General features: G+C 62.0%; 8 protein-coding genes and 1 tRNA gene. All 9 read right to left on the minus strand.

Annotated features, from left to right (window positions below; translation table 11 throughout):
* Nucleotides 1–291: 291 nt before the first annotated feature.
* Nucleotides 292–381: transfer RNA gene (locus PUT78_RS15880), tRNA-Ser, on the minus strand.
* Between the two features lie 105 nt (nucleotides 382–486).
* A complete protein-coding gene (gene cysG, locus PUT78_RS15885; RefSeq protein ID WP_274353258.1) occupies nucleotides 487–1,872 on the minus strand; it encodes a siroheme synthase CysG in 1,386 nt (461 codons plus the stop codon).
* 24 nt (nucleotides 1,873–1,896) lie between these two features.
* Nucleotides 1,897–2,868: a glycosyl transferase family protein gene (locus PUT78_RS15890; protein WP_274353259.1), complete on the minus strand. Its 972-nt coding sequence runs from the start codon at nucleotides 2,866–2,868 to the stop codon at nucleotides 1,897–1,899.
* Nucleotides 2,865–5,471, minus strand: a complete 2,607-nt coding sequence (locus tag PUT78_RS15895; RefSeq protein WP_274353260.1) for a nitrate reductase — start codon at nucleotides 5,469–5,471, stop codon at nucleotides 2,865–2,867. Before PUT78_RS15895 ends, PUT78_RS15890 begins: the two co-directional genes overlap by 4 nt.
* Nucleotides 5,468–5,800 (minus strand): nitrite reductase small subunit NirD, encoded by a 333-nt coding sequence (gene nirD / locus PUT78_RS15900; protein ID WP_274353261.1) that lies wholly within the window; start codon nucleotides 5,798–5,800, stop codon nucleotides 5,468–5,470. The genes PUT78_RS15895 and nirD overlap by 4 nt, the downstream gene beginning before the upstream one ends.
* On the minus strand, nucleotides 5,797–8,238 hold the full coding sequence (nirB, locus tag PUT78_RS15905) for a nitrite reductase large subunit NirB (protein ID WP_274353262.1): 2,442 nt from the start codon (nucleotides 8,236–8,238) through the stop codon (nucleotides 5,797–5,799). Before nirB ends, nirD begins: the two co-directional genes overlap by 4 nt.
* Entirely contained in the window at nucleotides 8,238–9,899 is a 1,662-nt protein-coding gene (locus PUT78_RS15910) for an ABC transporter ATP-binding protein (RefSeq protein ID WP_274353263.1), read from the minus strand. Before PUT78_RS15910 ends, nirB begins: the two co-directional genes overlap by 1 nt.
* A gap of 6 nt (nucleotides 9,900–9,905) precedes the next feature.
* Nucleotides 9,906–10,976, minus strand: a complete 1,071-nt coding sequence (locus PUT78_RS15915) for an ABC transporter permease (protein WP_274353264.1) — start codon at nucleotides 10,974–10,976, stop codon at nucleotides 9,906–9,908.
* A 31-nt stretch (nucleotides 10,977–11,007) separates the two neighbouring features.
* Complete coding sequence (locus PUT78_RS15920) at nucleotides 11,008–12,372, minus strand: CmpA/NrtA family ABC transporter substrate-binding protein (RefSeq protein WP_420793511.1); 1,365 nt, start codon at nucleotides 12,370–12,372, stop codon at nucleotides 11,008–11,010.
* Between the last annotated feature and the right edge of the window lie 53 nt (nucleotides 12,373–12,425).

The raw sequence follows: 12,425 nt of genomic DNA on the forward strand, positions 1-12,425 counted from the left end.
CGGGGCCAGAACATTCGACCAGATGTTCGACGCACTCGCCGAAGTCTGCGATCTGTTCACACCGCAGGAATGCTGGAATTACTGCTGCGAAGCAGGATATGGATCAAGTTAAAGGCTCGAGGCTTTAGGACAACCGCCCCGCCCGCGCGCGACACGCCCGCACTGGAGGGATACATTCCACGCAGGCACCATGCACCAACAGTGAACACACGCCCTGACATCCGCAATACCGGCAGGCCCCAGGAATGGGAGTCAGTATTATTTTATGAATTCAATCAACTATATAGGTAATGGCGGAGAGAGCGGGATTCGAACCCGCGAGACGGTTTCCCGCCTACACGCTTTCCAGGCGTGCGCCTTCGACCACTCGGCCACCTCTCCGGCTAGGGCCATGTATCGTAAGGTGGGAAGGCGATGCAAGCCAAGATTGCGGGTCCGGGCCATGAAATTCCGCAATCTGTGCAACCTGCCCTGCAGACGGACACCCTAGGCGCAATGTCCGGCAATCTGATGCAGCGATGCCTGTCTTAACTTGGGCCAGCGGATCAGGATGATAGCAGGGTTTTCAACTGCTTGCAGCGCAATGAATTCCGGCAACTCGCCCAGAACGCAGTTCAGAATCCGTTCCTGCGGGGTCGATGCCTGCGCGACAATCTCAACCTGCAACCCCATCGGCACCCCTGCCTGGCGCATGCCTGCCACCACCTGATGCGCCCTGGCGACCCCCATATATACCGCAAGTGTCGTGCCCGGCGCGATCATACTGCGCCAGTCGGGATCGGGGTCGCCGGGCTGGCAGGTGGCGGTTGCCAGCATCAGCCGGTCGGTCTGGCCACGTTCGGTCAGTGCATGTCCCAGACTGGCCGCTGCGGCACTGGCCGCTGTCACCCCCGGTATGATTTCAACTGCAATGCCCGCCGCACGCGCCGCGTCCAGTTCTTCAGTTGCGCGGCCAAAGATGCACGGATCCCCTGATTTCAGGCGCACCACCTGTTTGCCCTGACGAGCAGCGGCAATAATGACCGCGTTGATACGGTCTTGCGGCCAGGCGCAGGCGCCCACCTCCTTGCCGACAAACACACGTTCCGCATCACGCCGCGCCAGTTCCAGAACCGACGGGTCAACCAGCCGGTCATAGAATATCACATCCGCCTGTTGCATCTGCCGTACCGCGCGCAAGGTCAACAGATCAGCAGCCCCCGGCCCGGCACCGACAAGCGCAATACGCCCCGGACGCGCACCCTGCCCGCCTTCGGAAATGGCCGCTTTCAGCAAGCTCGCCGCGTCGCGCGCCGCGCCCCGGGCATATGCGGCACGCGCTGGCCCGTCGAATGCCCAGTCCCAGAAGGCACGACGCTCTGCGCGCGGAATCGCACGCGCCACCGCTGTGCGAAGCCGTCCTGCCAGCGCGGCAAACCCGCCAAGCTCGGGTTCCAGCAGCGCTTCCAGTCTGCTTTTGATCTGACGCGCCAGAACAGGTGCCGTGCCTTCGGTGCCGATGGCAACCACAACCGGATCACGATCCACGATAGAGGGCGTGACCGCGTCGCAAAGTGCGGGCTGGTCCACCACATTGACGACCGCGCCCGCAGCCTTGGCCAGCGCATGGGCGGCGTAGTCCAGACCGACGCACCCGGTCCCTACAAAGACCAGCGCCGCACCACGGAATACATCCACCGACAGGGTGGTGACCTGCACAGCGCGTCCTGCGGTGACCATCGCGGCAAGTTCGTCATCCAGCACCGCGGCCACCAGCACGATCTGCGCGTCGGTTTTCAGCATCAGGCGCGCTTTCTGCGCGGCCTGTTCGCCACCGCCGACGATAACAACGCGGCGACCGGTCATTTGCAGAAACATCGGAAAGGTTTTCATGGCAGACCCCGCTTTGGATGTTGTTCAGGTGGAAATCAGGCAATCCCGTTGCGCCCAATGCGCCGTTGCAAGGGTATGCGCGGCATCCGGTGCGTGCCCCAGCGCCATCAGCGCTGCCGCAGCCGTGCCGGTGACAAGCTGTTCAAGGTATGGATCACAAGTTCCGCCGGACCACAGATCCTGCAATGCACTCAGCGGATAGTCTGCCCCCGGCAGGCGGCGTGGTTCCGGCAGAAGGGCCGGCAACGTGGTTTCCAAAGCCTGCCCGCCAACAAGCCGGAACACCTGCACATCCTTCGTGGGGTTGCGTTCGAATTCGCCGCCACCCCCCTTCAGAATGCACAGATCACGCTGCCCCAGCAGGTGCGCAGCGGCCTGTTGCAAGCCCCGGTATGGCGGATGGAACACCCCTTGCACGGCAGCACCCGCCCCCGCCGGGTTCAGCACACGCAACACCGTGTTGACACAGGACCGCAGCCCCAGAACCTGCCGCAGGTTCAGCAGTTCCAGCGCACGCGGGCTAAGAATTTCCAGCGGCAGATAGGCGATTGCATGCTGATCCAGCACATGCGCCAGATCAGACAGGCTGTTCGCCTGCGTAATGCCCGCAGCGTTCAATGCGCCCCGCACATCTGCCCCGTCCGACTGATGCGAATTCCAGCCATGCAGCAATACGCGCGCGCCGGTGCTGGCAACCAGCCTTGCTGACAGCAGGAACCATGGCAGCCCGCGCGTGCGCCCCGCCGCGTAGCTGGGCCAGTCAAGGTCAACCTGCGGCATTTCCGGCAAGGTCGCGCGCAATGCCTGCACAAATCCCGCGATTTCAGCAGGTATTTCACCGCGATAGCGCATCAGCATAAGAAGTGCGCCAACGGCATGGGGGTCCGCCTGCCCCTGCAGGATCAGGGTCATCGCCTGTTCTGCTTCGGCCTGTGACAGGTTGCGCGCGCGTCCCGGCCCCCGCCCCATGGCATGGATATAAGGCGCAAGGGTCATTCTGCGGCCTCCAGCTTCGGGGGGCCAAGCAATGCCGCCAGTTCCGGCCTGCATGATCCGCAGGATGTGCCAGCCTGAAGTGCGGCACCGATCTGTTCAATGCTTGTCAGCTGTTGCGCCGCAATCGCCTGCGTGATCGTGTTCAGCCCGACATTCAGGCAGGCGCAGACAATCGGCCCGGGATCGGGCTGGCCCTGGGCAGGACGGCCCGCCAGAAGGCCCGCCCCTTCTGCCCCGATCTGTGCGGCGACATGCCCGCGCGCCAGTTCCACAGGTTCGGGGGCCGTGAACAGCGCGGCCAATACGCGCCCGTCCTGCATGAAGGCCAGCCGATGTGTGCCGCGCTTGCGGTCTGCGACACTCAGGCAGGTGGCGTCGGGCAGGTTGAACAGCGCGCGCGCATAGGCTTCCCAATCGTCGGGTATTTCCATCCCGGCCAGTTCGCTGCGCCAGCCCCCCGCATGGCGCGCGCGCGCCCAATAGGTTGCATCCGGAACTTGCGCCCCGCCGGACACGGCAAACCCGTACCATGCCGGGTTCAGCGGTGCGATGGCCACGACCGATGCCTTGCTTTCCGGCTGGCCTGATACCGGGTCCGTCACCGGGGCCACCAGTGCATCAACCCGCCCGGTCGGGGCCGTGTCGCCCGTCCAGTGCATGGGGGCAAAAACCTGCCCGCGCTGCACCTTGTCGGTTATGGCGACACGCAGAACGGCCTGCCCCTGCGGGCTGCTGACCCGCGCCAGCGTGGCAGCTTCAAGGCCCAGTTCGCGCGCATCATCCGGGTGAATTTCCAGAAACGGTTCAGCGATATGCTGGTTCAGGCGCGGCGCAAGGGCCGTGCGTGTCATCGTATGCCACTGGTCGCGGATGCGCCCGGTATTCAGCCGGAACGGATAGCGCGCGCCGGTTTTTGCCGCAGGCAAGCGGGGCGTGATGGGCAGCAAGCGCGCGCGCGCATCCGGCGTGAAAAACCCGCCCGCGCCAAAGAACCGCCCACCCTGCTGGCGCGCATTGACCGGCCAGCGGGTGGGCGGCAATGTGTCATAATCGGCCTGTGCCAGCCCGGAAATGTCAAAATCGCGGCCCAGATCACCTGCAATCCCTGACAATTGCGCGTATTCCCGAAACACCGCGCCCGCGCTGTCCCAGCCAAATGCACCGCCCCAGCCCATCCGCGCGGCCACATCTGCAATCATGCGCCAGTCATCGCGCGCCTGACCGGGGGCGGGCAGGACCGCACGCTGGCGGCTGATGGTGCGGTCGGAATTGGTGACAGTGCCAGATTTTTCGGCCCATGCAGTTGCTGGCAGAACCACATCGGCCAGCCGCGTTGTGTCGGTCCCGGTCACATCGCTGACCACAACGAAATCACAGCCCTTGATGGCGCGCGCCACGGCATCGGCATCGGGCATGGACACGGCCGGGTTGGTGTGGATGATCCATAATGCCCTGATCCGGCCTTGGGCCACCGCGTCAAACATCTCGACCGCTTTCAGGCCGGGTTTGGCGGGAATGGTGGGGCTGGCCCAGAACCCCTGAACCGCGGCGCGGTGAGCCGCGTTTTCAATATCCAGATGGCAGGCCAGCATATTGGCCAGCCCCCCCACTTCGCGCCCGCCCATGGCGTTGGGCTGGCCGGTGACGGAAAACGGTCCCATGCCGGGGTGCCCGATACGGCCCGTGGCCAGATGGCAGTTCAGAATTGCGTTCACCTTGTCCGTGCCGCTTTCGGACTGGTTGATCCCCTGACTGTAGACTGTCACCACGCGCTCGGTTGTCGTGAACCAGTCCAGAAAAGTCGCCAGCTCCGCCCGGTCCAGCCCGGTCATGGCAGAGCTGGAGGACCGCGCAGCGCTAAGCGCATCGTCAAAGCCGCTGACATGGCCCGCGATATAGTCGCGGTCCAAAGCGCCGCGATCTGCCAGTGCCACAAGCACCGCGTTGAACAGCGCCGCATCCGACCCCGGTGCAAGCCGCAGATGCAGATCGGCAATGTCACAGGTTGCCGTGCGGCGCGGGTCCACCACCACAACCTTTGTGCCGCGCGCCTGTTTGGCTGCGACCAGACGCTGATACAGAACCGGATGGCACCATGCCAGATTGCTGCCCACCAGCACCACCAGATCGGCCTGTTCCAGATCTTCATAGGTGCCGGGCACGGTGTCAGACCCGAAGGCACGCTTATGCCCCGCCACGGATGACGCCATGCACAGACGCGAATTGGTGTCCACATTGGCAGTGCCGATATAGCCCTTGATCAGCTTGTTGGCGGCGTAATAATCTTCCGTCAGCATTTGCCCCGACAGGTAAAACCCCACGGAATCTGGTCCATGATCGCGGATAGTGTCGCTAAAACGCTGCGCCACCAGATCCAGCGCATGATCCCATGTCGCAGATGCGCCCCCGACCAGCGGGGTCAGGATGCGCCCATCCAGCCCCAGCGTTTCGCCAAGTGCCGTGCCCTTGGAACATAACCGCCCGAAATTCGCCGGATGGTCAGGGTCACCCCGGACGGACAGCCCGCCCTTGCCATCGGGTGTCGCCAGCACGCCGCAGCCCACACCGCAATAGGGACAGGTCGTGCGGATGGCACCCGTCATGCCGCCCTGCCCTTCAGCAATTGTGCAGCATCCAGCAGGATGCGCCCGCCTTCGACCCGCGCCGGATAGGTTGCAACCGCCCCTTCATCCGCGCCCTGCGCCATTCCGGTTTCGAGCGAGAAAACCCAGTTATGCAACGGGCAGGTCACAGCATGACCATGCACAATCCCTTCCGACAGTGGCCCGCCCTTATGCGGGCAGCGGTCGTCAATGGCAAAGACCTGATCATCGCCTGTGCGGAACACGGCCACGCAGCCATGCACGGTTTTCACCACGCGCGCCCCGCGCTGCGGAATATCGTTCAATGCACCAATATCAAGCCAGTTCATTCCGCAGCCTCCTTCGTCAGATCTGCCAGGGGGCCAAACGCCTGATGCGCCTGCGGGGTTGCGCGTTCCGCCCATGGGTCGCGCTGATAGATGGTCTGTGACAGGTCGAACCGTTCGATCAGTGCCGCGCGGTTTTCTGCATCATCGACAATCTGCGCCTGCACCCAGTCCAGCCCCACCTTGGCCAGCCATTTATAGGGCCGGTCCAGGTATTTCGCGTGTTCGCGGTAAAGCTGGACAAAGGCCACAGTCATGTCGATCGCGTCCTGTTCGGTTGCAACCTTGGCCAGACGTTCCACTTCTTTCAGATCCATGCCAGCCGCACCGCCCACGCCGATTTCATAGCCGGAATCGACACAGATGATGCCCACATCCTTGCAGGTTGCCTCGGCGCAGTTGCGCGGACAGCCCGACACGGCCAGTTTCACCTTATGGGGTGTCCATGACCCCCACAGGCGTTTTTCCAGCTTGATGCCAAGCCCAGTGGAATCCTGCGTGCCAAAGCGGCAGAAATCAGTCCCGACACAGGTTTTCACTGTGCGCAGCCCCTTGGAATAGGCATGCCCCGACACCAGCCCCGCCGCATTCAGGTCCGACCAGATTGCAGGCAGGTCTTCTTTCTGCACACCCAGCAGGTCAATGCGCTGCCCGCCGGTGACCTTGACTGCCGGAATGTCGTATTTATCCGCCGCATCGGCAATGGCGCGCAATTCGCGCGGGTTGGTCATACCACCCCACATGCGCGGCACCACCGAATAGGTGCCGTCCTTCTGGATATTGGCATGGTTGCGTTCGTTCACAAACCGGCTTTGCGCGTCATCGGTGTAATCCTCCGGCCAGTCGGCCAGCAGATAGAAATTCAGCGCGGGGCGGCAGACATGGCAGCCGCAGGATGTTTTCCAGCCCAGTTCCTGCATGACAGCGGGCATGGATTTCAATTCGCGCGCCTTGATCAGGCGACGCACGTCTTCATGCGTCAGATCCGTGCAGCCGCACATGGGTTGGGCTGCGGGCATCTGGAACGCATCGCCCAATGTGCTGGCCAGAACCTGTTCCACCAGCCCGGTGCAGGTGCCGCAGGACGCGCTGGCCTTGGTCTGCGCCTTGATATCGGCCAGCGTGGTGGCGCCCCCTTCGATTGCGGTGACGATAGTGCCTTTGCAAATGCCGTTACAGCCACAGATTTCCGCATCAAGCGGCAAGGCTGCAACGGCTGCCAAAGGGTCCGCGCCGGTTCCTCCCTGATAGGCGGGGCCAAAAATCAGCGTGTCGCGCATATCGGTTATGTCGGTGCCGTCCTTGATCAGGCCGAAGAACCACGACCCGTCACCGGTGTCGCCATACATGACCGCACCGATCAGCCGGTCCTGTTCAATGACCAGCCGTTTGTAGACGCCGCGCGCCGGGTCACGGAACACGATATCTTCGCGCCCCTCGGCATCGGCAAAATCACCTGCGCTGAACAGATCAACGCCCGTAACCTTCAGTTTGGTGGCCGTCTGCACAGGCCGGAACTTTGCATCCTGCCCCAGCAGGCCGTTCGCCACGACCTTGGCCTGATCATAAAGCGGCGCAACCAGCCCGAAAAGCTGGCTGTCATGTTCGACACATTCGCCCACGGCCAGAATGTCAGGGTCCGATGTCACCATATGGTCATTCACGACAACACCGCGCGCCACTTCCAGCGCGGCATCCGTGGCAAGGCGGGTTTCAGGTCGTATACCCACAGCCATGCAGACCAGATCAGCGTCATAGACCGTGCCATCTTCCAGCAGTACCGCTTCCACACGGTCGGCACCCAGAATGGCCTTGGTCGCGCCCTTGCAATGCACAGCAATTCCGCGCGCTTCCAGATCTTTTTGCAGCAGATACCCTGCCGCCGGGTCAAGCTGGCGTTCCATCAGATGGCCCATCAGGTGAATGACAGTGACATCCATGCCGCGCAGCTTCAGCCCTGCCGCGGCCTCCAGTCCCAGCAACCCGCCGCCGATGACGACCGCCTTGCCGCCCGCGTTGGCGGACGCGGCAATCATCGCATTGGTGTCATCCAGATCGCGGTAAGTCACAACACCGGGCAAATCCTTGCCCGGCACCGGAATGATGAACGGCGCGGAACCCGTGGCGATCAGCAGCTTGTCATAAGGCGCGCCGCCTTCGTTGGAATAGACAATCCTGCGTGCGCGGTCGATCCTGACGATGGATTCGCCAAAGCGGCAGGTCACGCCGCGATCAGCATACCAGGCATCGTCATGGGTGACGATTTCCTCATAGGTCTTTTCGCCCGACAGAACTGGCGACAGCATGATGCGGTTGTAATTGCCGCGCGGTTCAGCATTGAACAGGGTCACATCCCAGCCCTGCGGATCATGGTCCAGAAGATGCTCCAGCACCCGCCCCGAGGCCATGCCCGCGCCGATGACAACAAGTCGTTTCTTCATCACGCGGCTTCCTTCTTCTTATGTGCGCCATGTTCGTAATCTTCAAGAAACTGAAGCACTTCGGCGCGGTAGTCATAGTAGTCCGGATGGCCCAGAAGCGCCTTGCGGGTACGCGGGCGCGGCAGGTTCACATCCACGATCTTGCCGATGCGCGCCTGCGGGCCATTGGTCATCATCACCACACGGTCGGCCAGCAGGACAGCTTCGTCCACATCATGGGTCACACAGATTGCGGTGACTTTGGTGCGCGACCACACTTCCATCAGCACTTCCTGCAATTCCCACCGCGTCAGGCTGTCCAGCATCCCGAAAGGTTCATCCAGCAGCAGCAGCTTGGGCGACAGGGCAAAGGCCCGCGCGATGCCCACACGCTGTTTCATGCCGTTGGACAGATCCGCCGCCTGCCGGTCCATGGAATCGCCCAGGCCCACACGTTCCAGATAATATTCGACAACATCCTGGCGCTCTGCCCGGCTGGCGCGCGGATAGACGCGATCCACACCGATGGCGACATTCTCTTTCGCGCTTAGCCACGGAAACAGGCTTGGTGCCTGAAACACCACGGCGCGTTCGGGGTCTGCGCCGCGCACTTCCATCCCGTCCAGCTTGATCGCGCCGCCTGATATTTCATTCAGGCCCGCAGCCATTGTCAGCACAGTGGATTTTCCGCAACCGGAATGGCCGATCAGACTGACGAATTCGCCCTTCTTCATCTTCAGGTCAAACCGGTCCACCACTGTCAGTGGCCCTTCGGGCGTCGGGTACACTTTGGACAGTTGCGAAAATTCCAGATATTTGTCTTCCAGCGGGCTTTGGGCCGCAGTGGCATAGGCTTTGGGTGTGCCGTGAATGGGGGTTATCTGCGGCAGGGTCCGGGTTTCGGCCAACTTGGCGGCAATGCCCACATCCATCAGATAGCGGGTCACGTCGGCGCGCAGTTTCTTGAACGCCGCGTCATGGTTCATTGCCGTGCGCGCACGCGGGCGCGCAATATCCACCGCGAAGGCCGGCCCCAATGTCCCATCGGGGTTCAGCGGGACGATGCGGTCTGCCAGCAGCAGTGCTTCATCCACGTCATTGGTAATCAGCACCACGGTTTTCTGATCCGCCTGCCATATCCGGGTGATTTCATCCTGCAGATTGGCGCGGGTCAGCGCATCCAGTGCCGAAAGCGGTTCATCCAGCAGCAGCATTGCGGGGTTCATGGCAAGCGCGCGCGCCACGGAAACCCGCTGGCGCATGCCACCCGACAATTCCGCCGGGCGCCGCCCTTTGGCGTGGCTTAACCCCACCATGCCGATGAACTTGTCCACCATCGCCGTACGTTCGGCGCGGCTTGCGGATTTATGCACCGCATCCACCGCCAGCGCGATATTGCCCGCCACTGTCAGCCATGGCATCAGCGAATAGGACTGGAACACCAGCCCGCGTTCCGGCCCCGGCCCGGTGATGGGCCGGCCGTTAAACAGAACCTGCCCGCTGTCGGGCTGTGCAAGCCCGGCGATCTGGTTGATCAGCGTGGTCTTGCCAGTGCCGGAAAAACCCAGGATCGCCAGAAATTCGCCTTCCCTGACACTCAGGTTGATGTTTTTCAACACTTCCTTGCGTTCCAGCCCGGTGCCGAACCCCTTGCAGACATTTTTGAATTCAAGAATGGTCATGGCGCTCTACCTGTTGTTCGAGAAGGTGAAAAGCGATTGCAGCGCATACATCAACCGGTCCAGCAGGAACCCGATGATCCCGATGGTAAAGACCGCAACCATGATCTTGGCCAGACTGCTGGATGACCCGTTCTGGAATTCGTCCCAGACAAATTTGCCAAGGCCCGGGTTCTGCGCCAGCATTTCAGCCGCGATCAGCACCATCCAGCCCACACCCAGCGACAGCCGCAACCCGGTAAAGATAAGTGGCAATGCAGATGGCAGCACCAGCCGTGTGATCTTGGTCCAGGTGCTCAGCTTCAGCACACGGCTGACAGAAATCAGATCGCGGTCAATGCTGGCCACACCAAGCGCAGTGTTGATCAGCGTGGGCCACAACGAACACAGCGTCACTGTGATGGCTGATGTCAGAAAGGACCGCGAGAACATGCCATCCTGCGTGACATAGACAGCCGACACGACCATCGTGACAATCGGCAGCCATGCCAGCGGGCTGACGGGTTTGAATATCTGGATCAACGGGTTCAGCGCGGCATTTGTCGTGGGCGACAGCCCTGCCGCAATGCCCAGCGGCACCGCGACAGCCGTAGCAATGATGAAGCCGAAGAACACGGTCTGCACCGATGTCCAGATCTGGTCATAATAGGTGGGCGAGCCGGTATAGGGGCGTTCGCGCACGCGGTCTTCCTGCCCGGCGGCAATCAGGTCGGCATTACGCGCTTCCTGTCGTTCCAGAAATGCGGTCTGACGGGCGCGTTCGGCCACATGGTCGCCATGCAGCACCTGCACCTGTTCCCAGACCTGCACAGGATCGGGAATGGCCCCAAGCGATGTTTCCACGCGCGGCGCCAGATTCCCCCAGAGCAGCAGAAAGCCCGCAATCGCCAGCAATGGCACGCCCAGCAACTGCCATATCTGTTTTCCCTGCGCGCGCGGGTTGTCCCCGGCGGCGGCGCGCAGAAGCGGGGTCATGAAGGACAGGCCCAGCACCTTGAACCAGCCATCCAGCTTGTTGATACGGGTGAACAGCCGCGCGCGGCGCTGTGCATGCAATTCGGACGGGTCAATAGCGGTCATGATATTTGCTCCTTTCCTGATATGCGGGGCCTTAGCCCTGCACCTCGGTTCCCATGACGCGCTGATCGCCTTTCAGGCCAATCGGCAGGCTGTCGATATAGTCATTGGGGGTCCGGCCATCGAAGGGAATGCCGTCAATCGCGTGGTCCACAACCGCACGGTAACCATCGGTGTCAAAGGGGAAGGCATCAGCAGGCGCCAGCCCGTCATCGACCAGTGATTGTGCGGCATCCATGAACAGGTCAGCCAGAAAGACACTCTCAGCCACGTCAGCGAACCATTCATCGGACTGCGCTTCGGTGATCTGGCCCCAGCGGCGCATCTGCGTCAGATACCACACTGCATCCGAAAGATAGGGATAGTTGGCGTTATAGCGGAAGAACACGTTGAAATCAGGCACCGGACGCACGTCGCCCTGTTCGTATTCGAACGTACCGGTCATGGAATTGGCCAGAACTTCCGGGTCGGCCCCGACATAGTTCGGGCGGCTGATGATCTGCACGGCCTCGTCGCGGTTGGCGTTGTCGTCGGCGTCCAGCCACATGGCCGCACGAATAAGCGCGCGCGTCAGGGCGCGGACCGTGTTGGGGTTTTCTTCCACGAAATCAGCGCGCAGGCCCAGTACCTTTTCTGCGCGCGTGGCAAAGATATCCAGATCCGTTGCGACAGGTACGCCAATGCCCATGGCCACAGCCTGCTGGTTCCACGGCTCGCCCACGGTGTAGCCGCTGATAGTGCCTGCTTCCAGTGTTGCGGGCATCTGCGGGGGCGGCGTGACCGACAGCAACGCTTCCGCGCCAATCTGCCCGCTGATATTGTCGGCACTGTAAAAGCCCGGATGAATGCCACCGGCGGCCAGCCAGTAGCGCAATTCGAAATTATGCGTCGAAACCGGGAACACCATGCCCATGTTGAACGGGCGCCCCTGATCGGCGAATGCCTCCAGTGCGGGGCGCAGCGCTTCGGCGGAAATGGGGTGCACGGGGCGGCCGTCGGCATCGGACGGGATGGCCGGGCGCATCAGGTCCCAGACTTCGTTGGATACCGTGGTGGCGTTGCCGTTCAGGTCCATCACGAAGGGTGTGACGATATGCGCTTCGGTGCCGAAACCGATGGTCGCGGCCAGCGGTTGGCCTGCCAGCATATGCGCGCCATGCAGATTGCCATCAATCACACCATCCAGAAGCACCTTCCAGTTGGCCTGCGCTTCCAGTGTGACGAACAGCCCCTCATCCTCAAAGAAGCCCTTTTCATAGGCGATGGCCAGCGGTGCCATATCGGTCAGCTTGATGAAGCCAAGTGTCAGATCCTCGATTTCGGGAAAACTGTCGGCCTGCAGCGGGGCCGCTGTCATCGCGGCAAGTGCAGATGTTGTCATAAGTAGCTTGCGGATCATGGGTTATATCCTGTGGCTATGGTCCATTGCGTCTGGAACGGACCGAAAAACGA

Source organism: Roseinatronobacter alkalisoli, from assembly GCF_028745735.1.
In the GTDB taxonomy this organism is placed as follows: domain Bacteria; phylum Pseudomonadota; class Alphaproteobacteria; order Rhodobacterales; family Rhodobacteraceae; genus Roseinatronobacter; species Roseinatronobacter alkalisoli.